Here is a 23,117-nt window from a genome sequence, read left to right as displayed (position 1 = left end):
CCTTTCTCGCAGGTGATGCTCAGCGAAGGGTGGTGCCGGCGGCGCTGCCGGTGATCAGGGACAACTCGTCGCGGCGGGGTAGGCCCTCCCAGTCGCCGTGTCCGGCGACCGCGAACGCCCCGAGCGCCACCGCGCGCCGGAGCCGGTCGGTCAGGTCCAGCCCGTCCAGATGCCCGGAAAGATAGCCGGCGGTGAACGCGTCACCCGCACCGACGGTGTCGACGGCGGTGACCGGCACCGCCGACACGTGCTCCACTCCGTCCACGGTGTACGCGCGGACGCCGTCGGCGCCGAGCTTGACCAGCACCGTCGACACGCCCCGCCGGAGCAGGTCGGCGGCGGCGTCGCGCTCGTCGGCCCCGGCCTCGGCGACCAGGTCCAGCTCGTCGGTGGAGGCCACCACGACCGAGGCGTACCCGGCCAGCGGGGTCAGGGTCGCCCGAGCCTCCTCCCGGGACCACAGCCCGGCCCGGTAGTTGACGTCCAGACTGACCGCGATGTCGGACTCGGCCGCGGTGCGGACCGCCCAGCTCGCCGCCGCCCGCGCGCCCTCGGACAGGGCCGGGGTGATCCCGCTCAGGTGCAGCAGGCGTGCCCCGGCGGCGAGCGGAGCACGCAGGTCGTCGACGTCGAGCGCCGCGCCCGCCGAACCGGCCCGGAGGTAACGCACCCGGGACAGGTCGGCGGTCCGCCGCTCCAGGAACATCACCCCGGGCGGGCGCTGCGGGTCCCGCCGTACGTCGGTGGTGTCGACGCCCTCGGCGCGCAACTGCCGCAGCACGAACTCGCCCAGCTCGTCGTCGCTGACCCGACCGGCCCAGGCCGCCCGGTGACCGAGCCGCGCCACCCCGATGGCCACGTTGGACTCGGCACCGGCCAGGTGCATGGTCAACGGCCCGCCGGCCGCCAGCGGGCCGGACGACCGCAACGACACCAGCGCCTCACCGATGGTGAGCAGATCCCGCCCCCGCTCGCCCATGTCAACGCACCGCGTCGAGGTAGCGGCGGGCGCGGTCGCGGAGGGCGTCGAGGTCGCCGCCGGAGGCGGCGTCGCCCACCAGCGGGCCGCCGACGCCGACGGCGATCGCGCCGACCGCCAGGTAGCCGGGCATCTCGGCCAGGCCGACCCCGCCGACCGCGACGAACGGGATGTCCGGGAACGGGTCGCGGAGCGCCTTGAGGTACCCGGGTCCGCCGACCGAGGCCGGGAAGAGCTTGACCACGCTCGCCCCCGACCGCACCGCCGTGTACGCCTCGGTCGGGGTCAGCGCGCCGGCCGCCACCGGCAGGCCCCGCCGGGCCGCCTCGGCGATCGACTCGACCACGGCCGGCGTCACCACGAACTGCGCGCCGGCCGCCGCCACGTCGGCCACGTCGGCCACGGTGAGCACCGTGCCGGCGCCGACGAACGTGTCGGCCGGGGCGTCGGCCCGGATGGCCGCGATGGCATCGAGCGCATTCGGGGTGGTCAGCGCCACCTCCACCGCGCGTACGCCCTCGGCCAGCAGGGCGGTGCCGGCGGCGATGGCGGCGGCGGTGTCGGTGCCCCGGATGATGGCCAGCACCCGGGAACGGGTGAGTTCGGCGGTGAGATCGAAGGTCATGGTCACCACTCCGCGTACGAGCCGTCGGGGTGCCGGAACATCGGGCTGCGCCACGCGTGGCCGCGCTTGTCGGCCGCCCGCACCGCCTGCTCGTCGATCTCGATGCCCAGCCCCGGTGCGGTGAGCCGCTGCACGTACCCGTCGACGAAGGTCAGCGGCTGCTGGTCGACGCAGTAGTCCAGCACCTCGGCACCGAGGTTGTAGTGGATGCCGATGCTCTGCTCCTGGATCAGGTAGTTCGGCGTGGCGAAGCCGACCTGGAGGCAGGCGGCCAGCGCGATCGGCCCGAGCGGGCAGTGCGGGGCGAGCTGCACGTCGAACGTCTCGGCCAGCGCGGCGATCTTGCGTACCTCGGTGATGCCACCGGCGTGCGCCAGGTCCGGCTGGGCGACCGCGATACCGGCCTGGAGCACCGGCAGGAACTCCTGCCGGTTGTACAGCCGCTCCCCGGTGGAGACCGGCGTGCTGGTGGAGCGGACGAACTCGCCGATCAGGTGGGAGTTCTCCGGCACCACCGGCTCCTCCAGGAACAGCGGCCGGAACGGCTCCAGCAGCGGCGCGACCCGGCGGGCGTTGGCCAGGGTGAACCGGCCGTGGAAGTCCACGGCCACGTCCCGCTCGTCCCCGAGCACCTCGCGGGCGGCGGCGACGCGCTGCACCACCGCGTCGAGTTCGGCGACGGAGGCGAGCGGGCTCATCCGCCCGGACGCGTTCATCTTGACCGCGGTCAGGCCGGACTCGACCCGGGCAGCGATGTGGTCCCGGACCTCGTTCGGTTCGTCACCGCCGACCCAGCCGTAGACCCGGATCCGGTCCCGGACGGGTCCGCCGAGCAACTGGTGCACGGGCGCACCGTACCGCTTGCCGGCGATGTCCCACAGCGCCTGGTCCAGGCCGGCGACGGCGCTGGCCAGGATCGCCCCGCCGCGATAGAAGGAGCCCTTGGTCATCACCTGCCAGTGGTCCTCGATGCGCAGCGCGTCCTGCCCGACGAGCAGCTCGGAGAGCTGCTCGACGGCGGTGCGGACGGTCTCCGAGCGGCCCTCGCAGGTGGCCTCGCCCCAGCCGACGATGCCGTCGGTGGTCTCCACCCGGACGAACAGCCAGCGGGGTGCGACGAGGAAGGTCTCGACGCGGGCAATGGTGGTCATGATCGGGTCAGCCCTTCGTCGCACCGGCGGTGAGACCGGAGACCACGTACTTCTGCACGAACAGGGCGATCAGCATGATCGGCAGGGTGACCACCGTGGTCGCCGCCATCAGGCCGCCCCAGTCGATGCTGGCGTACCCGACGAAGTCGAAGATCGCCACCGGCAGGGTCTTCGTGCTCGCACCGGAGAGCACCAGCGCGAACATGAAGTTGTTCCAGGAGAAGATGAAGGACAGGATGCCGGCGGTGGCGATGCCCGGGACGGACAGCGGCAGGGTGATCCGCCGGAACGCGCCGATCGGGGTCAGCCCGTCGACCAGCGCGGCCTCCTCCAACTCCTCCGGCAGGCCGTCGAAGTAGCCCATCATGATGTAGACGATGAGTGGCAGCGAGACGAACATGTGGCTCAGGATCAGCACGCTGAACCCGCCGACCATGCGCAGGTTCGAGAAGACGTAGTACCACGGCACCAGCAGCGAGACGCCGGGGATGATCCGGGCCATCAGCACGACCAGCGCCGACTTCTTCATGTTGAAGCGGCTCATCGAGTACGCCGCCGGCACGCCCAGCAGCAACGACAGCGTCGTCGCCGCGAACGCCACCCAGAGGCTGTTGACGATGAACTGGACGTAGTTGGCCTGCTGCAGGACCGTGTTGTAGTTGTCCAGCGTGGGCGTGAAGACCAGGGCCTTGCTGGAGTCGTAGATGTCGACGTTGGTCTTGAACGACGCGGCGACCATCCAGATCAGCGGCGCCACCAGCGACAGCACCACGACGATCAGCGCGACCACCCGGAAGATCTTGAAACCCTTACCCGGTTTCATCGGCCCTCCTCCTTCTTCTTGCGCGCGGTGAGGACCCACATCAGGGCGATGATGAGCAGGAAGAACAGGATCAACACGGTCGACGACAGGCCGTACTCGTTGTAGTCGAAGCTCAGGCCGTACGCGTACACGTTGAGCGTCTCGACCTCGTTGAACGAACCGCCGCCGCGCCCCTTGGTGGCGTACAGGATGTCGAAGGTCTTCAGCGCGTCGATACCGCGCAGCAGCACCGCGACGATCACGGTGGGCATCAGCAGCGGCAGGGTGACGTGCCGGAAGCGCTGCCAGGCGCTGGCACCGTCGATCATCGCGGCTTCCTGCGGCTCGTCGGAGAGCGAGGTGAGCCCGGCGAGCAGGATCAGCACGACCATCGGCGTCCACTGCCAGATGTCGATGAAGATCGTGGTGGGCAACGCGGTGTGCTGACCGGCGAGCCACGGCTGCGGGCCGATGCCGACCCAGCCGAGCGCCTGGTTGGCCAGACCGATGTTCGGGTCGAAGATGAGCCGCCACATCATGCCGACCGCGACCGGGGTGGCCACCAGCGGCAGCAGGATGGCGACGCGGACCCACTTCTCGCCCCGGAACGGCCGCCACAGCAGCAGGGCGATCGCCATGCCGAGCACGACCTCGACGAGCAACGCGACGCCGGTGAAGGCACCGGTACGCGCCACGGCGGGCCAGAACCGGTCGGTGTCGGTGAGGACGTCGACGTAGTTCCGGAAACCGATGAACTCCGACTCGGCGCGGACCGACCCCGAGGAGTCGGTGAGGCTGAGGTACGCCGTCCAGGCGAGCGGGAAGATGATCAGCGCGGCGACGAAGGCCATGGCCGGGGCCGCGAAGAGCCACTTGCGATGGTCGTTGGCCCAACGCGCCCACCCGGGCGTGTCGGGCATGACAGAGGCGCTACTGGTCGCCCGCTCGGGGGCGCTGACTGCTGACATCAGATCTCCGTGTTGGGAAGGCCGGGCGGGGGTGGCGGGGCGATCGGCCCCACCACCCCCGCGCTCGGACCTAGCGGGCCTCGTCGTCCAGGAACTTCTGGAACGCCTCGTGGGCGGTGTCCGCCGAGGCGGCGGCGTCCCGACCGGTGATGGCGTCAACGATCGGCTGACCGACGATCTCCCGGGCCTGCGCCACGCGCTCGACCACGGGCCGGTCGTGACCCACGCCGTTGGCGAGGCTCACGGTGATCGCCTGCGCCATGTCCTCCGGGTAGGTCGAGGTGCCCTCCGGGTTCTCGAAGACGGAGGCGCGGGCGCCGGGGGTGCCGGCCTTCTGCTGCTCCAGCGACTGCTCCTTGCCGGCCGCCCACTCGATGAACTTCCAGGCGTTGGTCTGGTTGCCCGAGGCCTCGTTGATCGCCAGGCCCCACGAGGGGATGTTGTACGGCTTGGAGCCGGCCGGACCGGCCGGGAACGGCGCGAACCCGACGTTCTCGGAGACCCGCGACTTGCTCGGGTCGGTGGCGTTCGCGTAGAGCGAGTTGGCCTCCGGGTAGAAGGCGGCCTGGCCCTGGGTGAAGATGGCCATCGCCTCGGACCAGCTCATGTCGGTGCTGATGTTGGCCGGACCCTGCTCGCGCAGCAGCCCGCCGTAGAAGGCGTACGCCTGCTTGGCGGCCTCGCTGTTGACGGCGGAGTTGCCGGCCTCGTCGACGAAGTCGCCGCCGAAGCTGTAGAGGAAGCTGGAGAACTGGGTGACGGCGGCGGCCTTACCGGTCCGGGCCACGAAGCCGGCCACGCCCGGGTTGTCCGCCTGGATCTTGGTCGCCTGCGCCTTGAGCTCGTCGAGCGTCTGCGGCGGGGCGCTGAAGCCGGACTTCTCCAGCAAGTCCTTGCGGTAGTAGAGCACCTGCTGCTCGGTGATGATCGGGATGCCCACCACCTTCTCCTCGTAGGTGGTGGCGCTCACCGGGGCGTCCTGGAAGTCGGCGAAGTCGAAGTCCGAGCTGTCCTTGGCCTTGTCGGTCAGGTCGGCCAGGTACCCGTTCTTGGCGAACAGCCGGCCTTCCTGCAGCGGCCGGTACATCATCACGTCGATGTCGTCCGAGCCCGCGTTGAGCTTCACGTTGTACTGGTCCGACAGCTGGTCCTCACCGAGCTGGGTGACCTCGACCTTGAGACCGGTCTGCTGCTCGAACTCGGGCAGCGCCTTCCGGATGTTCTCGGTCCAGACGTGGTTGACCAGCGTCACGCGCACGGTGTCCGACGCGCCGCTGTCCTCACCACCACCGCCACAGGCGGAGAGGGTCATGGCGGCCACGACCGCCAGAGATGTCCCAACTATTGATCGACGTCCCACGTCCGTCTCTCCTTCTGTCCTGGCCGACGCCTCGGGGGGACGGGCGCGACCTCGGGCTGTTACATCCGCTTAACGTCCGGATGTTAGGCCGAAAAAGCAGACTTATACAAGGGGGAGACCTAACTGATATGATCCGAGCCGTGAAGGTTCCCTCACCCGGGGTGACACCCGCCCAAACCACCCGGACCGAGAACGGGCTGCACGGCCGTGTCCTCGACCACCTCGGTACGGCCATCTGCGGCGGTGAGCTGACCTCCGGAGCGGTGCTCAACATCGACGACCTGGTGGACCGCTACGCCGTGTCCCGCTCGGTGATCCGGGAGGTCCTCCGGGTGCTGGCGTCGATGGGCTTCATCGAGACCCGCCGCCGGGTCGGTGTCATGATCCGTCCGGCCCACCACTGGAACGTCTTCGATCCCCAGGTGATCCGCTGGCGACTCGCCTCCGTCGGCCGCATCGCCCAGATCCGGTCGATCACCGAGCTGCGGACCGCGGTGGAGCCGCACGCCGCCTGGCTCGCCGCCCACCGGGTCGACCACGACGAGGCCAGCGACCTGGTGGGCCTCGCCGCCAAGCTGTGGGCCGCCGGCAAGGCCGGGGACGAGAAGCGCTTCCTCGACCTCGACATCGAGTTCCACCAGCGGGTGCTGCGCGCCTCCGGCAACGAGATGTTCGTCAAGCTCCAGGACCTGGTCGCCGAGGTCCTCATCGGACGCCACCACTACCACCTGATGCCGCACTACCCCCACGAGCAGGCACTGCAACTGCACGCGGACGTCGCCCAGTCGATCCAGCGCCACGACGGCGAGACCGCGCGCGAGGCGATGGTGCAGATCATGGAGCACGCGTTCGAGGAGATGTCCTCGATCTGGGAGCAGGGGGTCACCCCCGAACCCGAGCCGATGCTCACCACCACGCCCGAGCCCGCCTGACCGCAGCGGGACCGACCCGGGGCGGCGCGGTCCACCCGATCCACCCCGGGTCGGCATGTCCACGCCGACCGCGCCCCACCGGTCCGGACCGGCCGGTCGGACGGATCAGACGGCCCCTCGGTCGACCAGGCTGAACGTGGTGTCGACCTCGCCGTCGCCGATGAACTCCACATAGATCACCTTGCGGCTGCGGCTCCACTGCACGAAGCCGTGCTCCTCGTTGTACAGCACGTGGGTGGGGCGCCCCTGATCGTCCTTGCTCTCCTCGAGGGGCCTGATGCTGAACAGGGTCGCCTGGGTCGCCACACAATCGGCGCCCACCAGCGAGGAGGACGTGCTCGGCTGGCGTTTCACCCCGAGGCAGGGCCGGTGGGCGATCTCGGGATTCAAGGATTTGATCATGTAGTCGACGCCGAACGGCTGAAGGACGAAGACGGCCTCCGGCCCTGTGCCGTCACCGACGTGGACCCTGCCGTCGCCGTCCACCGACAGGTCGCGGTCGATCTCCGCCACATGCAGCAGGGTCCGACGCTGCCCGTTGAGAATGCCCAGGGCGGCCTCTACGGGATCCAACGACGTCCTCGGCCTGCCCGAGCCGGCGGGCACCGGGTCCAGACTCCTAGAGACGGACGGCCCGGGAGAGGTCGCGGCACCACCGAGGACGGCACGCACCAGACGCGGGCCGACCAGCACGGCCGGCACCAGCAGCGTCGCCGCGACCACCGTGGCGACCAAGACCAGCCGGCCCCGCCGCTTCCTCACCCGACCGTCGAACACCGGCTTCGGTGCCACCGGGGCGTCGCTCCCACGGCCGGGCGTTGCACCGTCGTTCACCGCCGACACCGACGAGACGGCGGATGCCGACGAGACGGCGGATGCCGACGCCGCGGCGGCCAGCATGCGGTCGGCCTCGCGCGACGACGGTGCGGTCGTCAACAGTTCGTCGAGCAGTTCCCGGGCGGTGGGACGTTCCGCCGGGTCCTTTGCGAGCGCCCGCTCGACCAACCCGCGCAACGGCCCGCCGAGGCCGGTGAGGTCCGGCGGCTGGCTGAGGATCCGCATCGCGGTGGAGGCCGGCGAGTCGGCCGCGAACGGCGTACGCCCGGTGGCCGCGTAGGCGACCACCGCACCCCAGGCGAAGACGTCCGCCGCCGGACCGACCGTACGGTCCCGCCCGGTCTCGAACCGCTCCGGTGCCATGTACGCGATGGTGCCGACCATGTGGTTCGTCCGGGTGTGCTGACTCGTCGCCTCGAAGGCACGGGCGAGACCGAAGTCGATGACCTTGATGCCGCCCAACGCGACCAGGACGTTGGCCGGCTTGAGATCCCGGTGGATCACCCCTGCGCCGTGGATCGCGGCCAGCGCCGTCGCCACCCCGACGGCCATGCTGTGCAGCGCGCCCGCACCGAGTGGTCCCTGCGCCCGGACCACCTGGGCGAGGCTCGGCCCGTCGACGTACTCCACCACCAGGTACGGCGGATCGTGATCCGGATCGGCGTCCAGCACCTCGGCGGTGCAGAACGGCGGCACCAGACGAGCCTGGTTCACCTCGCTGCGGAACCGGGCCCGGAACTCGCCGTCGTCGGAGAGATCCGGGCGGATCATCTTGATCGCCACCTGCCGGCCCTGCTCGTTCCGGGCCAGGAACACCTCACCCATCCCGCCCTCACCGAGCCGGCCGAGCAGGTCGTACCCGCCGAGCCGCACCGGGTCACCGGGGCGCAGTGGCTGGTTCACGTCCCCATTCCACAGTTCGTGGCCGACCCGGGAACCGTTCTGCGCATGATCTTCCCCTACGGATACTCGGAGGTCGATTCGACACCCTACCGCCACTTCCGAGCGGAACGACCAACGGTGAGTGGGGGCTCCTGATCGTGGCGGTGTGGCTGTGGGCGCGACGGCGTGGCGGGCAGTCACACCGCCACGATCAGCGGCGCGGGCCTCCGTACGATGCGGGCATGGCGTTGCTGCACCGGGCGGAACTGCGCCCCACCAAACTGGAACTGTTGGCGACGTGGCTGCCCGGCCGCGTCTGGTATCGCGGGGACGCCGACGCCGAGGTGGTCCGCGTGGGCGCGTACCGCTTCGACGATCCGGCCGGTGAGGTCGGGATCGAGACGCTGCTGGTGCGCGTCGGCACCGGCCCGGTGCACCAGGTGCCGCTCACCTATCGCGGCGAGCCGCTGGCCGGCGCGGAGAACTGGCTGGTCGGCACGATGGAGCACTCGGCGCTGGGCCGGCGGTGGGTCTACGACGCCTGCGGCGACCCGGTGTACGCCGCCGCACTCGCCGACGCGGTGCTCGCCGACGCCGGTCAGGCCGAGGAGTACTTCGAGGAGGACGGCGGGCGGCAGGTCCGCCCGCCGAACATGGAGATCGCCAGCGACGCTCCGGCGGCCGGGGTGCCTCCGGTCGGTGCCGTGCGGTCGATCGTGGACGGCGATCTGGCCGTGATCGTCACGGACGGCGTCGAGCTGACCGTGGTCCGCCGCCCGGGTGCGGGCGCGACGGCCTCCGGGGTCGCGTTGATCGGCACCTGGGACGACGTCAGCGCGCCGCTGGCGTACGCCGCACCGCGCTGACCAGCGCCCGCACCACTTCCCCACCCGGGGGCGGGCTGCTGCATACCGGGTATGCTCCCTCGTCATGCGACCCGCCCCCGACCACCGACGCGTGGCACTCGTCGCCGTGCTCGGCGGCTTCCTGCTCGGCTTCCTCGACTTCGTGTGGATCAAGTACGTGCCGTATCCCTTCGCCAACCTGGGCAACTCCAGCGCGGTGTGGGCGGTGGCGGCGTTCGCCTTCGGGTTCTGGGTCCGCTCCGGCCCGGTCCGGGCGGCTGTCGGCGCCGCCGTCGGGCTCGTCGTCGCGGTGCCCAGTTACTACGTCGCGGCGGCACTCATCCAGGGCGACGACTGGGCCGTGTTGTGGGCGACCACCTCGCTGATCTGGATGGCGTTCGGCGTACTCGCCGGAGTGATCTTCGGCGTCGGCGGTGTCTGGGCACGCGGATCGGGGTGGTGGCGGGTGATCGGGACGGCGCTGCCGGCCGCCGTACTCTTCGCCGAGGCGCTGGTGCAGGCGCGACGGATCAACCACCCGAGCTACGGCATCGAACCGCTCTGGAACGCCCTGATCAACGCGGTACTCGGCGTCCTGGTCGTGGCCCTGGTCGGCCGTACCGCCCGGCAGCGGCTGGTCGCGCTGGCCACGGCGGTGCCGCTCGCGCTGGTGGGGTTCGTGGCCTTCCGGTTGGCGAGCTTCGGCTGACCGCCCGGCGTCAGTCGGTGAACGCGGCGAGATCCAGCACGTCCAGGCGCTCCGGATCGGCGATCACGTCGATCTCGACGATGCGTCCGCCCACGACGGTGAAGGCCATCACCGACAACGGTCGACCGGCGGCGGTCACCACCACCCCGGCCGTGCCGTTGACCAGCGCCGGCCGGGCGAACGGCGAGAACCGGCCGAACGACGTGGCCTCGGCGGCGACGCTGGTGGCACCCCTGATCACGGTGGTGAACCGGGCGCGACCGGCACCGCCGTCCGACCGCAGCACCACCTCCGGGTGCAGCACGGCGACCAGGGCGTCGAAGTCGCCGTCCCGGGCGGCGGTCAGAAACGCGTCGACCACCTCGCGCTGACGGGCGAGGTCGGTGTCCGGCAACGGCGACTGCCCGCGTACCCGGCGACGGGCCCGACTGGCCAGTTGACGCGCGGCCGTCGGCGTCCGGTCGATCATCGGGGCGATCTCGTCGAACGGCACCGCGAACATGTCGTGCAGGACGAACGCCAGCCGCTCGGCCGGGCCGAGCGTGTCGAGCACCACCAGCAGCGCCAGCCCCACCGAGTCGGCCAGCACCGCGGCGTGCTCCGGGTCGTCGGCGCCCTCCGGGCTGACCACCGGATCGGGCACCCGGGCGTCGAGCGGCTCCTCGCCGCGACGCCGACGGGTCCGCAGGGTGTTCAGGCAGACCCGCGCCACCACCGTGGTCAGCCAGGCGGGCAGGTTGTCCAGCGCGGCGGCGTCCGTACGGGCCAGCCGCAACCACGCCTCCTGCACCGCGTCGTCGGCCTCCCCCAGGGAGCCGAGCATCCGGTAGGCCACCGCCCGCAGGTACGGCCGCTGCTCCTCGAACCGCGCGGCCAGCCGATCAGACTCGATCATCGTTCGCCCTCCTCCGGGTCCACCCACTCGACCCCGCCGAGCCCGCCGATGTGACGACGCCGATCACCCGGTCACCATCGTCGTCCGCGCGGGGTCGAGCCCGGTGAAGCCACGAACGGTAGCCGACCGCACGACGGGCGGTCGCGACGCAGGGAGAGACGATGAACCCACCGATCCTGGTCACCGGCGGTACCGGCACCCTGGGCCGCCTGGTCACCCCGCTGCTGCGCGACGCCGGCCGGCCGGTCCGCGTGCTGAGCCGGCGAGGTGGCCACAGCGTCCCCGGAATCGAGCACGTCCGCGCCGACCTGCGGACCGGCGAGGGCGTGGAGAGGGCGGTACGCGGCGTCGACACCGTGCTGCACCTGGCCGGTGGCCAGCAGGGCGACGACACGCTGGCCCGTACCCTGGTCGACGCCGCCCGGCAGGCGGACGTACGGCATCTGGTCCTCGTCTCGGTCGTCGGCGCGGACCGGCTCCCGCTCGCCTGGATGCGGACCAAGCTGCACGCCGAGGAGACGATCGGCGGCTCCGGCCTACCCTGGACCGTGCTGCGGGCCGCGCAACTGCACGACCTGGTGCTGACCATGGCGCAGAAGCTGACCGCCCTGCCGGTGGTCCCGCTGCCCGGCCTGCGGTTGCAGTCGGTGGACGGCCGCGAGGTCGCCGACCGACTCGCCGAACTGACCCTGGGCACCCCGGCGGGTCTGGTGCCCGACATCGTCGGCCCTCAGGTGCACACCACGGGCGAACTGATCCGAGGTTATCTGCGGGCCAGCGGGAAACGTCGGCTCACCCTGCCGGTCCGCCTGCCCGGAAAGGCGGGACGCGCCTACCGCGACGGGGCGAACCTGACGCTGCGCGACGCCACCGTCGGTACCCGGACCTGGGAGGCGTTCCTCGCCGAACGGGTCGTCGCCGCCCGGTAGCCACGCGGGACAGCACGCAGCGCCACCGGTTGGTAACGTGGCGGCGTTCTGCGGTGGTGTCCCTTGGGGAGGGTCGCGTGTGGGCGGACGAGGCGGCCTTGGACGCCACGCAGCGCCGCCTCGACGAGTGGGAGTCCGCCGTCGCCGACCGGGCGCGGCGGGCCCAGTCGCTGGCGGCCCGGGTCGCGGCGCTCACCGGCACGGCGCACAGTCCGGACCGCACCGTCACCGTGACCGTCGACTCGGCCGGGCTCCTGGTCGACCTGCGGCTTGACGACCTCGTACGCCAGCACCCCGCCGCCCACACCGCGCGCCTGATCGTGGCCGCCACCCGCGCCGCACACGCGGACCTGCTGCGCCGTGTCGCCGCGACGACCCGCGAGACAGTCGGCGGCGACGACCCGGCGGGACAGGCCGTCGTCGACTCCTACCGGCGGCGGCTGGGCGACGGGCGAGGGCACCCGGATGCCGACCGATGACCCGCTCCGGGTCGACCCGGACGACCTGACCACCCACGCGACGCGCCTCGACCGGCACGCCGACACCCTCGACACCGCCCGCCGCGCCGGGCAGCAGGTCCGGCTCGACACCGGCGCGTACGGGCAGCTCTGCGCGATCATGCCCACGCTGCTCGACGGCCTGCAACGGGTGTTGGTCGACGGGATCGGCACCGCCACCACCTCGGTCCGCGACACGGCCACCCGCCTGCGCACCGGCGTCGACCACTACCGGGCCGCCGACGCACGGGCCCGACACCGGCTCGACCGGGTGCGGGACCGGCGTGACCGGTAACCCCCTCGTCGCCGCCCCGACGCCGGTCACGCCCAGCGCCTGGGCCGGCGTCTGGATCTGCGAGGACATCGAACTCATCGCCAAGGGGGTACGCGAAGGAAGCTGGATCGACGGCAGCCTCGGCGTGGTCAGCGCCGGCCTGGACGCCCTCGCCTTCGTCTCCGACCCGGTCGGCGCTCTCCTCCAGTACGGCGTCGCCTGGCTCATCGAGCACGTCAAGCCGCTCAGCGAGGCACTGGACTGGTTGGCCGGCGACCCCGCGCAGATCACCGCACACGCCCAGACCTGGCGCAACGTCGCCGCGTCGCTGCGCGCCGAGGCCACCGGGCTCACCGACGCCGTCCGCACCCAGGTGACCGGCTGGGACGGCAGCGCCGGGCACGCCTACCGCGCCTGGGCCGCCGAGCAACACCAGGCCGTCACCGGCCTGGCCCAGGGCGCCGACACGATGGCCGCCATCACCGAGGGCACCGCCGGCCTGGTCGCCGCCGTCCGGCTCCTGGTCCGCGACGCCATCGCCACCTGCGTCTCCCGCCTCACCGTGTACGCCGCCGAACTCGTCGCCACCGCCGGACTGGCCACCCCGCTGGTGGTGGAGCAGGTCACCACACTTGTCGCGTCCTGGGCGGCCCGGATCGCGAAACTGCTGCGCGGCCTGCTGAACAGCCTCCGGGCGATCATCCCCCACATCCGCCGCCTCGCCGACCTCATCGACCACCTCAAGCGCGCCCTGGACCGCCTTCGGACCGGATTGGGGCACCAGCGCTCGCCAAACTCTCCAGCCGGTCCGGGTGGCATGCATGCTTACGATCCGAAGCCCGGTTCGACGGCATTCGACCCCGGTCAGCATCACGGCCCTCTCGGCAGCGATTTCCGGCCGGGAGTTGTCGACCCCAAAGGACTGTTCGAGGACAAAGAACGGTCGATCGCCGGCCGTCTGGCCGAAGACGGCAGCATGGTTCATCCCCGGGAACGCATTGACGATGTGCGCCACCTCAAGAACCCGGATGCCATGGTGCGGGCGGACCCTTTCGACCCGGGATTGGTCACCGAGTTCAAAACACTTGCCGGAAGCGGGAGTGGCAGTGTCCGTCGCAATATCATCGAGGCTGGCGAGCAGACAGGAGCCGACGGAGTGGCGGTGTTGGACGGTCGGCAGGTCGGTCTGACCGAGGAGGATGCACGACGGGGCTACGGTCGGGCTGCTGGACAAGCTCGCGCTCACGGGCAGCAGATGCCGGCTGAGGTCCGCATGATCCTCGGCGACGGCCGCGTCATCACTTTCCCCTGAGATCGGGCAGATCATGGCAACCTTCGAACACATTTTCCTTCGGACCGACCTTGAGGTCGCTGATGCGGCCGCCGCACTCGCTACCCTCCTCGACCTCGAACAGACCACCGACGACGGTGGCCGCATCTTCTTGGGCAGGCCCGCGTCCCGAGGACGGCTCGGTCGGATAGGTGGTGAAATCCACCGCAATGTCTACGGATATCCACTGACGGATCCCGACGAGGAATCCGTGATCGATGGTTACCACCTCGTCTGGGACGTCGGGTACACCGGTCGTGATCCCGAGGCCCAGCTCGATGAGGCCATGCACCTGTTCGAGGAGATGACCGGGAAGATTCAGTGGCCGGCACTGCTGCTTCAAGGACTCGACCTACTCCTCGCAGGGTGGAACTCCCAGATCGGCTATCGCGTTTTCGCGGGTGGGATCTCCCCGGATATCGAGGCCCGAGACCTCTGGGAATCCTTTCGTCAGCCGCCATCACCGTGAAGGGTGACCATCGAAGCCGTCATGCGTTCGGTGCTGAGCGCTTGCAACGATGGCGCCTCAGGTCAGGATGATGGGGTTGGTGAGGGCGGCCATCTGGCGGGTGGGGTGGCGGATCTCGACGCGGACGTAGCCGGCCTCGTCCGCCGTGGTGTGCCACCGGGCCGTACCTGTTCCGTCGGGAGACAGCGCCTCGCGGTGCACGGTGCCGCGTTCGGTGTGCAGGGTGACGACACCGGAGGGTACGCCGGACACCTGGACGCGTACCGTGACCTGCTCACCGCCGGTGGGTAGGTGTTCGCCGACGGCGGCGACGCGGTCGGCGGTCGACGCCTCGACCTCAAGGTGGACGCGCGTCGACTCGGCGAGCCAGCTGCGGCCCTGGCGGAGGCCGGCGAGGATCGCCTCGATGCTCAGATCCTGCGCGAACACGACGGTGTGCGGTGTGCCGAGCTGGCCGGCGAGGTGGGTGTCGCTGTTGCCGACCGCCGGGCGCCAACGTCCCCGGTGGACATCGTGGGCCAGGGTGCGTCCCCACTCGGCCAGGGCGGCCTCGTTGTCGGCGTTCCACGGCAGGTCCGAGGACCAGAGGCCGTGCCACACCTCCACCGCGTCGAACCAGCGGTACGGGTAGGCAGACGTCCCCGACGGGTACGGCGCGTACGGGTGGGCCAGCACGCACAGTCCGCCGGTGCGGCGTACCCGGTGCAGGTGGCGCTCGATGGTGTCGTCGCGGATGCCGTAGCCGGAGTCGACGTGTTGCTCCGGTGGGAGGCCGAGGGCCAGCCAGTGGCCCGTGCGGGTGGTGACCTCCTGCCCGAGGATCACCAGCAGATCGTCGCCGGAGTGGGGTGGGGCCCACTGCGCATGGCCACGGACCGTGTCGTGTTCGGTGGTGGCGACGAAGTCCAGCCCGAGCGCGCGGGCCGCCGTCGCGAGCTGCGGCACGCTCAGATCCGCGCCGTGGGAGAGCGTCGAGTGCAGATGACAGTCGCCCCGGTACCAGGCCGGACCCCGGCCCGTCGCCCGCAGGGCCGGAAAGCGGGGTGCGGCGTCCGGTCGGGTGACCATGCCCGGCAGCGTACGCGGATCGCGTCCGCGGCAGGGGGCACTCCCCCGGCTCTGGCCGGAGGTACGGGAGCCACCTCCGACCTGGGTAGGAGACGCCGCTCGGACCGACGGCCGCAGGTGGGGCCGCTGGTCGGGCGCTTCCGGGTCGCCGCCCGAACAGCATCAGGACATGACTCCCGCGATGCCCCTTCGGGCACCCTGGCACCGTCCCCTGTTGGTCTTCGTCTCGGCGATGGCGGTCCTCGCCGTCGTCTGCGCCGTCGGTGTCTTCGCCGATCCCCGGGTCCTGACCGGCGCGCCGATCTGGCTCAAGCCGTTGAAGTTCTCCGTCTCGTTGATGCTGTACGGCGCCACCCTGGCCTGGATGCTCACCCTGCTGCCCCGGCGCAGCCGGGTCGCGGAATGGGCCGGCACCGTCATCGTCGCCATGGGGGTGGTGGAGATGACGATCATCGTCGGGCAGGTGCTGCGCGGCACCACCAGCCACTTCAACGTGAGCAGCCCGCTGAACGCCGCCCTCTGGCAGGCGATGGGGATAGCGATCAACGTGCTGATGGTCGCGCACATAGTCATCGGTGTGGCGGTGCTGCGGCGACCGATCCCCGACCGGGTCGGCCGGTACGCGGTGGGGCTGGGTCTGGGTCTGACGCTGCTCGGCATGCTGACTGCGGTCCCGATGACGATGAACGGCGCGGAATCGGCTGTCGCCGGGATCGCCGGGGCGCACAGTGTCGGCGTGCCGGACGGCGGCCCCGGTCTGCCGATCCTGGGCTGGAGCACCACCGGTGGGGACCTGCGGATCCCGCACTTCGTGGGCATGCACGCGTTGCAGGTGCTGCCGGTCCTGGCGCTGCTGCTGGGTCGGTTCCGCAACGAGCGACTGGATCAGCGTGACCAGGTGCGGCTGCTGGTGGTCGCCGGTGCGGCGTACGGCGTGGGGACGCTGCTGCTGGCCTGGCAGGCGCTGCGCGGGCAGCCGCTGCTGGATCCGGACGCGCTGACCCTGGGCGCTGCCGTGGCGCTGCTGGCCGCGACCGTGGTCGCCGTCGGTGCGGTGCTCGTGCGGCGACGTCGACCCGAGCCGGTGGCAGCGCCCGCCGACGGTCCGGAGCAGGCCGACACCGAGCGGGTCGAGGTGACGGTGTGACCGGCGCCCTGTTCACGCTGACGTTCGCGCTGGCCGCGCCCTTCTGGGCGCTGATGATCCTGCTGCCGCGCTGGCACATGACCAGCCGGATCATCGCCTCGCCACTGATCGTGGCACCGGTGCTGGTGATCTACACGGTGCTGGTGCTCCCCGCGCTGGGCGACGTGCTGCCGGCGGTGGCCTCGCCGACCCTGGAGGGCATCCGTGACCTGCTCGGCACCGACGACGGTGCGGCGGCGGCCTGGGCGCACATGATCGCGTTCGACCTGTTCGTCGGGGCGTGGGCGTGGCGGGACAGCCGGGAGCGGCGGGTGCCCACGCTGGTCATGGCGCCGGTGCTGGTGTCGACGATCCTGCTCGGGCCGATCGGGCTGGCCGTCTATCTGGCGGTGCGTACCCGCTGGACACGGCCGATCTCGCCGTCGGACAGCAGGGCCTAGGCTTGGTCACCGTGGGATGGCTGGGTCGCTTGTTCGACGCGCGGGACGCCCGCGTGCGGATGGCCCTGGTCATCATCGCGGGCATCTTCTACCTCTCCTTCGGTGGGCTGCACGCCGGTACGCCCACCACCACGCAGTTGGTCCTCGCGGTGGCCGCTTTCACCGCCGGACTGCTGCTGTTCCGCCGGCTGGTGGGCAACCTGCTGGTGCAGGTGGCGCTGCTGGCGGTCGCGATCCACGTCATCGACGACGTGATGATCAACCAGGTGGGCGCCGGGTGGGCGTTGCTGGAGCTGACCGTGCGGGCGAGCCGGACCCGCACGGTCTGGTGGGGCACCGGCCTGCTGGCCCTGGTCGACCTGACCGGCGTACGGGGCGAACCGGTCGAGTGGCTGCTCTCCGCGGCGTCCGGGCTGTTGGTGGACGTCGGCGTGCCGGTGCTGCTGGGCCTGGTCATCCGGACCACGCAGGAGCTGGGCCGGCAGGCGCAGCAACGCGCCGAGGAGGAGCAGCGGCGGCGCGAGTCGGAGAGCCGCGCCGCCCGGGCCGACGAGCGCAGCGCCATCGCGCGGGAACTGCACGACGTCGTCGCGCACCACGTGGCGTCGATGGTGCTGCGGGTCGGGGTGGCCCGGCACGTGCTGACCGACCTGGATCCACGGGTGGACGAGGTCTTCGACGACGTGCACGGCACCGGCAGCGCCGCCCTGGCCGACCTGCGCCGACTGGTCGCGGTGCTGCGCGACCCGGACGGCGTACGCGGCGACGCGGCACTCACCGCGATCGAACCGTCGGCGGTCCCGGCGGCCATCGGCGCGGCGGTGGACCGGGCCCGTCAGGCCGGGGTGACGGTGGAGGCGGAGGTCGACCCGGCGGTCGCGGCACTCGACGCGGTCCGGGGTCTGGCGGTGCTGCGACTGACCCAGGAGTCGCTGACCAACGTCGCCAAACATGCCGGTGCCGCCGCGCTGGCCCGGCTGAGCGTCAGCGTGGTCGACGGCGCGGTGCACCTGGAGGTGACGGACAACGGGCGCGGCGCGGTGCCGACCACGGTGCCGGCGGGCGGCGGCCACGGCATCACCGGGATGCGGGAACGGGTCGAGGTCCTCGGTGGCCACCTGGAAGCCGGGCCGACCGGCGGCGGCTGGCGGGTCCGTACGGTCCTGCCCGCCACGCCGGACCGTGACGTGCCGCAGGCGAGGGAGGCGTCATGATCCGTGTGCTGCTGGTGGACGACCAGCATCTGATCCGCGCCGGGTTGCGCATGCTCTGCGACGCGCAGCCCGACATCGAGGTGGTCGGTGAGGCCGACAACGGCCGCGAGGCGATCACGATGGCCGCGCGGCTGGTGCCCGACGTGGTGGTGATGGACCTGCGCATGCCAGGCGTCGACGGGATCACCGCGACCAGCCGCATCCTGGCCGACCGGCCCGCCACCCGGGTGCTGGTGCTGACGACGTTCGGCGACGACGACCATCTCTATCCGGCGCTCACCGCCGGTGCCTGCGGTTTCCTGCTCAAGGACGCACCGCCCACCGAACTGCTGGACGGCGTCCGACGGGCCGCCGTCGGCGACAGCCCGTTCAGCCAGGACGTGCTGCGACGTCTGGTGACCCGGGCCGTGCACGCCCGCGCCGAGACCCCGGCACCGGTCGACGGCCTGACCACTCGGGAGCAGGACGTGCTGGACCTGGTCGCGGAGGGACTGTCCAACGCGGAGATCGGCGAGCGCCTGCACATCGGTGTGACCACGGTGAAGACCCACATCACCAGCCTGATGACCAAGACCGGCAGCCCCAACCGGGTACGGTTGGCGCTGTTCGCCCGTGGGCTGTGAGCCCCGCTGTCCCCCGGTCATCGCGGAGGGCGGCTATCCCCCGGCCATCGCGCCCAGGACGATGTACGGCTCCGCGCCGGTGAGCACCGCCTCGGGCAGCGGTGCGTCGGGTGGGGAGTGGGAGAGGTCCTCCTCGCAGGCGTAGAAGCGGACGAAGGCGCGACGTTTGCCGCTGTGCCGGTCCCGGATGGTGCCGAGCAGCATCGGGTAGCGCGCCTCCAACGCGTCCAGCACCAGCCGCTGGGTGGCCGGCCCGCCGTCCGGACCGGCCACCTCCAGGCGCACCTCGCCGGTGACCCGGGCGAGGGTCTTCAGGTGGGCCGGGAGGACGACCCGGATCACGGCAACACCTGGACTTCCACGGAGAGCACCGGTGGCAGGTCCCGGACGATCGGCGCCCAGGTGTCGCCGCTGTCCGCCGAGTGGTAGACCTGTCCGCCGGTGGTGCCGACGTAGATGCCGCACTCGTCGAGCGTGTCGACCGCCATCGCGTCCCGCAGCACGTTGACGTAGCAGTGGGACTGCGGCAGCCCGTCGGTCAGCGGCTCCCACTCGTCGCCGCCGGTGCGACTGCGGTAGACCCGCAACCGCCCCTCCGGCGGGTAGTGCTCGGAGTCGCTCTTGATCGGTACGACGTAGATCGTCTCCGGCTCGTGCGCGTGCACCGCGATCGGAAACCCGAAGTCCGACGGCAGGTCGCCGCTGATCTCACGCCAGTTCGCACCGGCGTCGTCGCTGCGCATCACATCCCAGTGCTTCTGCATGAACAGCGTGTCCGGCCGCGACGGGTGCTGGGTGATGTGGTGGACGCAGTGGCCCACCTCGGCGTCGGTGTCGGGGATCTCCCCCGACCGCAGGCCCTTGTTGATCGGCAGCCAGCTCGCGCCCGAGTCGTCGCTGCGGAACGCGCCCGCCGCCGAGATGGCGGTGTAGATCCGGCCGGGGTGCACCGGGTCCAGGATGATCGTGTGCAGGCACAGGCCACCCGCACCCGGCTGCCACGACGGGCCGGTCCGGTGGGTCCGCAACGCGGTCAGCTCGGTCCACTTCTGGCCGCCGTCGGCTGAGACGTAGAGGGCGGCGTCCTCGGCACCGGCGTAGACCGTGTCCGGGTCGTCGCGGGACGGCTCCAGGTGCCAGATCCGCTTGAACTCCCACGGGCGCGGCGTGCCGTCGTACCAGAGGTGCTCGCCGACCTCGCCGGTGTACGCGAAGTCGTTGCCGACGGTGGCCCACGTCTTGCCGCCGTCGTCGGAGCGCTGGATCAACTGCCCGAACCAGCCGCCGGACTGCGAGGCGTAGAGCCGGTCCGGGTCGGCCGGTGAGCCGGTGAGGTGGAAGATCTCCCAGCCGCCGAAGTGTGGCCCGTCGACCGTCCAGTCGGCGCGTCGACCGTCCGAGGTGAGCACGAACGCGCCCTTGCGGGTGCCGACCAGCACCCGTACACCGGTCATCGCGGCTCTCCCCGGCGCTTCGTGCCGACCTGGTGTGTTGTTCTTTGTCGTGTGGCCATGTCGCCATTCTCCTGTCGTGTCCGATGAACCCCGATTGCCACGCCGGACCGTTCACTGACGGTCATACCCGCCGGGTACGACAGGATCCGCCCGGCGGGCGCGGCACTCGTCCGCCCGGCGGGCTGACGAGGAGGGGTCGGACAGCTCAGCTCGACATCACGCGGGCGTGCAGGTCGGACACCACCTTGCGGGCCGACTCGAAGGCACCGGCCTGCCAGGCGATGTAGTGGCTGAGGTGGTCACCGGCGAAGTAGACCCGACCGTCCGGCTCCAGCAGACGCCCGTAGTGCCCGCCGCTGGTCCGCGAGGGCCAGGACATCCAGCCGCCCTCGCTGTAGCGGGTCCGCTCCCAGGCCACCGAGAACGACGCCTCCACCTCGCTGCGGTACGCCTCGCCGTGGATCTTCACCCCCTGGGCGACGGCGCGGGCCTCCCGCTCGGCGGGCGGCAGGGCCGCGTACGACTGGGCGTTGGCACCGAAGTTGTAGTAGCCGATGACCAGGCCCTTCGCGCCGTGGTAGCCGTAGGACGGGTACCAGATCGCGGACAGGTCCAGGTTGGTGTTGGTGATGCCGGCGTAGATGTTCTCGTCCTGCTCCCACCAGCGCCGCCGGTACTGCAACCCGATCTTGCCGGTGGCGGTCGGCACCGCGTAGCCGAGGGCGGCCCGGACCGGCGGGGACAGGTTCGACGGGATCCTCGCCAGCACCGGCGGCGGAATCGTGCAGACGCAGAAGTCCGCGGTGACGGTCCGCACCCGACCGCCGGGTCCGGCGTGGACGACCGAGACACCGGAGCCGGTGTTCGAGATCGACCGCACCTCCGCACCGTAGCTGATCCGTCCGCGCCCCACGGCCTCCTCCAGGGCGTACGCGATGCGGTCCATGCCGCCGACCGGTTGGAACATCAGCATCGCCTGGTCGTAACCGAACTCGAAGGAGAAGTACCGTCCGACGCCGCTGGCCAGCACGTCCGGCAGGGAGTGCGGGGTCAGTTTCGGCGTACCCGTCTCGTTGCCCGCGCCCGGCTCCACCAGGTAGCCCCGGCGGTTGGTGCCCGCGTACCGCCAACTCGCCGCCGGGTTCCCCGCCACCCGGCCGCCGATCGCACCGAACCCGCGCAGGAACTCCAACAGCCGTTCCTTGTCGTCGGCGGTGAGCTGCCCGTCGAGCGCACCCTGGTCGGTGGCCTTGGCGAGCAGTTCGGAGACGTACCCGTAGACGTCCGCCTTCGCCTCACGGTGCCGGATCGGCGTGCCGGAGAGCGGACCGACGTCCTCGTTGTAGTAGTAGCCGTCCGCGTTCTGGTTGCCGAAGATCTCGACCGGGACGCCCAGTTCCCGGCAGTAGTCCATGGTCACCATGTGCTGGGCGATCCGCGCCGGACCGGCGTTCATGTACTGCCCACCGGTGAACCGGGCGCGCTGGGTGTGCCCGTCGAGATCGGTCTCGCTGGTGCCACCCCGCACCGTCCAGTTACGCCCACCCGGGCGGCTCCGCGCCTCCAGCACGGTCACCCGGTAACCCGCCTTGCCGAGTTCGTACGCCGTGGTCAGTCCGGCGATGCCCGCGCCGAGCACGACGACGGACGTCGCGGACCGGCCGGTCAGCGTGAAGTCCGACCGGTTCGGCGCCCGGAACGGCGGCGCGGCCTGCGCGGCGGGTGCCAACCCGAGCGCGCCCATCGTCCCGTAGAGCACCCCGGCGCCGCCGGAGACCCCGACCGCTTGGAGGAACTGCCGTCGCGTGGTGGGTGTCGTCATTGCCGCCTCCCTCGCCAGATCGATGGACGACGATCTCAGTGGCGTGTTTCATCGACGTAGCCCGTTGGTAACACCCGCCCGACCGGTCACCGCACTCTTGCGCACACCAAGCATTCCGCGCTCCCGCCACGGCAAGGCGAGGAAGCGCGACACCAACGGATGTCCGATTCGCCACAATCAGGGCATGAACGAGGACGCCGGCTGCGCCGACCCACGGCAGGTTCCCGACTTCCGGGAACGGCGGCAGCGCACCCTCCAACGCACCGCCGCCTTCACCGACGGGGCCGTGGCGATCGCGCTGACCCTGCTGGCGCTCCCCCTGGTCAACTTCGCCGACGCGAGCACGGCTCGGCAGTCGGTGGCCGAACTGTTCGCCGCACACCTCGGAGACATTCTCTCCTTCGCGGTGTCATTCCTGGTCATCGCGCTGTTCTGGCGAACCCACCGGCACCTCTACGAACAGCTCGTCGACTACGACGAGCCCCTCGTGCTGCTCAACACGGCATGGCTGATGGCAGTGGTCTTCCTGCCGTTCCCCACCGCGCGACTCTTCGTCGAGACACACCTGCGCACCGACTCGGCGGTGCTCTATCTCAGCAACATGTTGCTCATCAGCCTTCTCGCGCTGACCCAGGCATGGTGGGTCGACCGCCACCCCCACCTGCGCGCCCCGAAGAGTCAGTCGAGCGCGCGGACCCTGGCCGCGCCGGTCGCGCTCTGCGTGACCTTCGCCGCCGCCACCCTGACCGCGCTCGCCTCGCCGACCGCCGGCCTGCTGGTACTCATCGGCCTACCCTTGGCGCAGGCCATCGCCGCCCGACTCACCAGAGCGCCCTCGACCCGCGACTGTGAATGAGGTCGACGC

Annotated in this window: 25 protein-coding genes; 12 read left to right on the top strand and 13 right to left on the bottom strand. The window is 71.2% G+C overall.

The genetic code is table 11. From position 1 onward, the window contains the following. Window positions 1–19: 19 nt before the first annotated feature. The 6 genes from ACZ31C_RS13090 to ACZ31C_RS13065 form a co-directional block, all read right to left on the bottom strand. Entirely contained in the window at window positions 20–979 is a 960-nt protein-coding gene (locus ACZ31C_RS13090) for a sugar kinase (RefSeq protein WP_465795437.1), read from the bottom strand. Window position 980: 1 nt separating this feature from the next. Next, the gene (locus ACZ31C_RS13085; protein WP_465795436.1) at window positions 981–1,604 is read right to left on the bottom strand and encodes a bifunctional 4-hydroxy-2-oxoglutarate aldolase/2-dehydro-3-deoxy-phosphogluconate aldolase; all 624 of its coding nucleotides are present in this window, start codon (window positions 1,602–1,604) and stop codon (window positions 981–983) included. A gap of 2 nt (window positions 1,605–1,606) precedes the next feature. Further along, window positions 1,607–2,755 (bottom strand): galactonate dehydratase, encoded by a 1,149-nt coding sequence (dgoD, locus tag ACZ31C_RS13080; RefSeq protein ID WP_350694479.1) that lies wholly within the window; start codon window positions 2,753–2,755, stop codon window positions 1,607–1,609. Window positions 2,756–2,762: 7 nt separating this feature from the next. Then, the gene (locus ACZ31C_RS13075) at window positions 2,763–3,578 is read right to left on the bottom strand and encodes a carbohydrate ABC transporter permease (RefSeq protein WP_350694480.1); all 816 of its coding nucleotides are present in this window, start codon (window positions 3,576–3,578) and stop codon (window positions 2,763–2,765) included. Further along, window positions 3,575–4,525, bottom strand: a complete 951-nt coding sequence (locus tag ACZ31C_RS13070; protein WP_350694482.1) for a carbohydrate ABC transporter permease — start codon at window positions 4,523–4,525, stop codon at window positions 3,575–3,577. The genes ACZ31C_RS13075 and ACZ31C_RS13070 overlap by 4 nt, the downstream gene beginning before the upstream one ends. A gap of 70 nt (window positions 4,526–4,595) precedes the next feature. Further along, on the bottom strand, window positions 4,596–5,837 hold the full coding sequence (locus tag ACZ31C_RS13065; protein ID WP_396750599.1) for an ABC transporter substrate-binding protein: 1,242 nt from the start codon (window positions 5,835–5,837) through the stop codon (window positions 4,596–4,598). Window positions 5,838–6,025: 188 nt separating this feature from the next. Between ACZ31C_RS13065 and ACZ31C_RS13060 the strand changes: the two genes are divergently transcribed. Further along, the gene (locus tag ACZ31C_RS13060; RefSeq protein ID WP_465795435.1) at window positions 6,026–6,817 is read left to right on the top strand and encodes a FadR/GntR family transcriptional regulator; all 792 of its coding nucleotides are present in this window, start codon (window positions 6,026–6,028) and stop codon (window positions 6,815–6,817) included. Window positions 6,818–6,922: 105 nt separating this feature from the next. Here ACZ31C_RS13060 and ACZ31C_RS13055 read toward each other — a convergent pair whose 3' ends face one another. Next, window positions 6,923–8,557: a serine/threonine-protein kinase gene (locus ACZ31C_RS13055; RefSeq protein WP_465795434.1), complete on the bottom strand. Its 1,635-nt coding sequence runs from the start codon at window positions 8,555–8,557 to the stop codon at window positions 6,923–6,925. Between the two features lie 221 nt (window positions 8,558–8,778). Between ACZ31C_RS13055 and ACZ31C_RS13050 the strand changes: the two genes are divergently transcribed. Both ACZ31C_RS13050 and ACZ31C_RS13045 read left to right on the top strand, forming a co-directional pair. Further along, complete coding sequence (locus tag ACZ31C_RS13050; RefSeq protein WP_465795433.1) at window positions 8,779–9,402, top strand: CG0192-related protein; 624 nt, start codon at window positions 8,779–8,781, stop codon at window positions 9,400–9,402. Between the two features lie 64 nt (window positions 9,403–9,466). Next, window positions 9,467–10,090 (top strand): DUF6518 family protein, encoded by a 624-nt coding sequence (locus ACZ31C_RS13045; RefSeq protein ID WP_465795432.1) that lies wholly within the window; start codon window positions 9,467–9,469, stop codon window positions 10,088–10,090. Window positions 10,091–10,100: 10 nt separating this feature from the next. Here the strand turns inward: ACZ31C_RS13045 and sigJ are convergent, their stop codons facing one another. Further along, window positions 10,101–10,985 (bottom strand): RNA polymerase sigma factor SigJ, encoded by an 885-nt coding sequence (sigJ, locus tag ACZ31C_RS13040; RefSeq protein ID WP_465795431.1) that lies wholly within the window; start codon window positions 10,983–10,985, stop codon window positions 10,101–10,103. 161 nt (window positions 10,986–11,146) lie between these two features. On the opposite strand from sigJ, the gene ACZ31C_RS13035 reads away from it, so the two are divergent. From ACZ31C_RS13035 to ACZ31C_RS13020, 4 genes are all read left to right on the top strand, one after another. Continuing rightward, window positions 11,147–11,914 (top strand): SDR family oxidoreductase, encoded by a 768-nt coding sequence (locus ACZ31C_RS13035; protein ID WP_465795430.1) that lies wholly within the window; start codon window positions 11,147–11,149, stop codon window positions 11,912–11,914. 77 nt (window positions 11,915–11,991) lie between these two features. Next, window positions 11,992–12,393 (top strand): YbaB/EbfC family nucleoid-associated protein, encoded by a 402-nt coding sequence (locus ACZ31C_RS13030; protein WP_465795429.1) that lies wholly within the window; start codon window positions 11,992–11,994, stop codon window positions 12,391–12,393. After that, window positions 12,380–12,706, top strand: a complete 327-nt coding sequence (locus ACZ31C_RS13025) for a type VII secretion target (RefSeq protein ID WP_465795428.1) — start codon at window positions 12,380–12,382, stop codon at window positions 12,704–12,706. The genes ACZ31C_RS13030 and ACZ31C_RS13025 overlap by 14 nt, the downstream gene beginning before the upstream one ends. Next, window positions 12,696–13,997 carry a WXG100-like domain-containing protein gene (locus ACZ31C_RS13020; protein WP_465795427.1) on the top strand — a complete coding sequence of 434 codons (1,302 nt, stop codon included), beginning with the start codon at window positions 12,696–12,698 and terminating at the stop codon, window positions 13,995–13,997. Before ACZ31C_RS13025 ends, ACZ31C_RS13020 begins: the two co-directional genes overlap by 11 nt. Here the strand turns inward: ACZ31C_RS13020 and ACZ31C_RS13015 are convergent. Continuing rightward, window positions 13,984–14,358, bottom strand: coding sequence for a hypothetical protein (locus ACZ31C_RS13015; protein ID WP_465795426.1), 375 nt, complete (start codon window positions 14,356–14,358; stop codon window positions 13,984–13,986). The two genes, ACZ31C_RS13020 and ACZ31C_RS13015, sit on opposite strands and share 14 nt — an antisense overlap. 183 nt (window positions 14,359–14,541) lie before the next feature. Next, window positions 14,542–15,552, bottom strand: coding sequence for a CehA/McbA family metallohydrolase (locus tag ACZ31C_RS13010; RefSeq protein WP_465795425.1), 1,011 nt, complete (start codon window positions 15,550–15,552; stop codon window positions 14,542–14,544). Window positions 15,553–15,721: 169 nt separating this feature from the next. Between ACZ31C_RS13010 and ACZ31C_RS13005 the strand changes: the two genes are divergently transcribed. Genes ACZ31C_RS13005 through ACZ31C_RS12990 form a run of 4 tightly spaced genes read left to right on the top strand, consistent with a single transcriptional unit; the run spans window position 15,722 to window position 18,976 of the window. Next, complete coding sequence (locus tag ACZ31C_RS13005) at window positions 15,722–16,699, top strand: hypothetical protein (protein ID WP_465795424.1); 978 nt, start codon at window positions 15,722–15,724, stop codon at window positions 16,697–16,699. Beyond that, window positions 16,696–17,139, top strand: a complete 444-nt coding sequence (locus ACZ31C_RS13000; RefSeq protein ID WP_465795423.1) for an ABA4-like family protein — start codon at window positions 16,696–16,698, stop codon at window positions 17,137–17,139. The genes ACZ31C_RS13005 and ACZ31C_RS13000 overlap by 4 nt, the downstream gene beginning before the upstream one ends. Window positions 17,140–17,150: 11 nt before the next feature. Then, entirely contained in the window at window positions 17,151–18,353 is a 1,203-nt protein-coding gene (locus tag ACZ31C_RS12995) for a sensor histidine kinase (RefSeq protein WP_465795422.1), read from the top strand. Beyond that, on the top strand, window positions 18,350–18,976 hold the full coding sequence (locus tag ACZ31C_RS12990) for a response regulator transcription factor (protein WP_350694505.1): 627 nt from the start codon (window positions 18,350–18,352) through the stop codon (window positions 18,974–18,976). Before ACZ31C_RS12995 ends, ACZ31C_RS12990 begins: the two co-directional genes overlap by 4 nt. Window positions 18,977–19,009: 33 nt before the next feature. Here the strand turns inward: ACZ31C_RS12990 and ACZ31C_RS12985 are convergent, their stop codons facing one another. From ACZ31C_RS12985 to ACZ31C_RS12975, 3 genes are all read right to left on the bottom strand, one after another. Then, window positions 19,010–19,318, bottom strand: coding sequence for a MoaD/ThiS family protein (locus tag ACZ31C_RS12985; RefSeq protein ID WP_465795421.1), 309 nt, complete (start codon window positions 19,316–19,318; stop codon window positions 19,010–19,012). Next, entirely contained in the window at window positions 19,315–20,430 is a 1,116-nt protein-coding gene (locus ACZ31C_RS12980; protein ID WP_465795420.1) for a WD40/YVTN/BNR-like repeat-containing protein, read from the bottom strand. The genes ACZ31C_RS12985 and ACZ31C_RS12980 overlap by 4 nt, the downstream gene beginning before the upstream one ends. 205 nt (window positions 20,431–20,635) lie before the next feature. Next, entirely contained in the window at window positions 20,636–22,252 is a 1,617-nt protein-coding gene (locus tag ACZ31C_RS12975) for a flavin monoamine oxidase family protein (protein ID WP_465795419.1), read from the bottom strand. A 184-nt stretch (window positions 22,253–22,436) separates the two neighbouring features. On the opposite strand from ACZ31C_RS12975, the gene ACZ31C_RS12970 reads away from it, so the two are divergent. Then, window positions 22,437–23,108, top strand: a complete 672-nt coding sequence (locus ACZ31C_RS12970) for a TMEM175 family protein (protein WP_465795418.1) — start codon at window positions 22,437–22,439, stop codon at window positions 23,106–23,108. The last annotated feature ends 9 nt before the right edge of the window (window positions 23,109–23,117 follow it).

It is taken from the genome of Micromonospora sp. NPDC023869 (assembly GCF_055559695.1).
Note: the sequence above shows the minus strand (reverse complement) of the source record. Positions and strands in the feature narration are given on the sequence as shown.

Coding starts and splice junctions, on each gene's coding strand:
- ACZ31C_RS13050 (WP_465795433.1), top strand. CDS start 8,779: ATGGCGTTGCTGCACCGGGCGGAACTGCGCCCCACCAAACTGGAACTG.
- sigJ (WP_465795431.1), bottom strand. CDS start 10,985: ATGATCGAGTCTGATCGGCTGGCCGCGCGGTTCGAGGAGCAGCGGCCG.
- ACZ31C_RS13075 (WP_350694480.1), bottom strand. CDS start 3,578: ATGAAACCGGGTAAGGGTTTCAAGATCTTCCGGGTGGTCGCGCTGATC.
- ACZ31C_RS12980 (WP_465795420.1), bottom strand. CDS start 20,430: ATGACCGGTGTACGGGTGCTGGTCGGCACCCGCAAGGGCGCGTTCGTG.
- ACZ31C_RS13045 (WP_465795432.1), top strand. CDS start 9,467: ATGCGACCCGCCCCCGACCACCGACGCGTGGCACTCGTCGCCGTGCTC.
- ACZ31C_RS13035 (WP_465795430.1), top strand. CDS start 11,147: ATGAACCCACCGATCCTGGTCACCGGCGGTACCGGCACCCTGGGCCGC.
- ACZ31C_RS13085 (WP_465795436.1), bottom strand. CDS start 1,604: ATGACCTTCGATCTCACCGCCGAACTCACCCGTTCCCGGGTGCTGGCC.
- ACZ31C_RS12970 (WP_465795418.1), top strand. CDS start 22,437: ATGAACGAGGACGCCGGCTGCGCCGACCCACGGCAGGTTCCCGACTTC.
- dgoD (WP_350694479.1), bottom strand. CDS start 2,755: ATGACCACCATTGCCCGCGTCGAGACCTTCCTCGTCGCACCCCGCTGG.
- ACZ31C_RS13070 (WP_350694482.1), bottom strand. CDS start 4,525: ATGTCAGCAGTCAGCGCCCCCGAGCGGGCGACCAGTAGCGCCTCTGTC.
- ACZ31C_RS12990 (WP_350694505.1), top strand. CDS start 18,350: ATGATCCGTGTGCTGCTGGTGGACGACCAGCATCTGATCCGCGCCGGG.
- ACZ31C_RS13005 (WP_465795424.1), top strand. CDS start 15,722: ATGACTCCCGCGATGCCCCTTCGGGCACCCTGGCACCGTCCCCTGTTG.
- ACZ31C_RS13025 (WP_465795428.1), top strand. CDS start 12,380: ATGCCGACCGATGACCCGCTCCGGGTCGACCCGGACGACCTGACCACC.
- ACZ31C_RS12975 (WP_465795419.1), bottom strand. CDS start 22,252: ATGACGACACCCACCACGCGACGGCAGTTCCTCCAAGCGGTCGGGGTC.
- ACZ31C_RS13010 (WP_465795425.1), bottom strand. CDS start 15,552: ATGGTCACCCGACCGGACGCCGCACCCCGCTTTCCGGCCCTGCGGGCG.
- ACZ31C_RS13065 (WP_396750599.1), bottom strand. CDS start 5,837: ATGACCCTCTCCGCCTGTGGCGGTGGTGGTGAGGACAGCGGCGCGTCG.
- ACZ31C_RS13090 (WP_465795437.1), bottom strand. CDS start 979: ATGGGCGAGCGGGGGCGGGATCTGCTCACCATCGGTGAGGCGCTGGTG.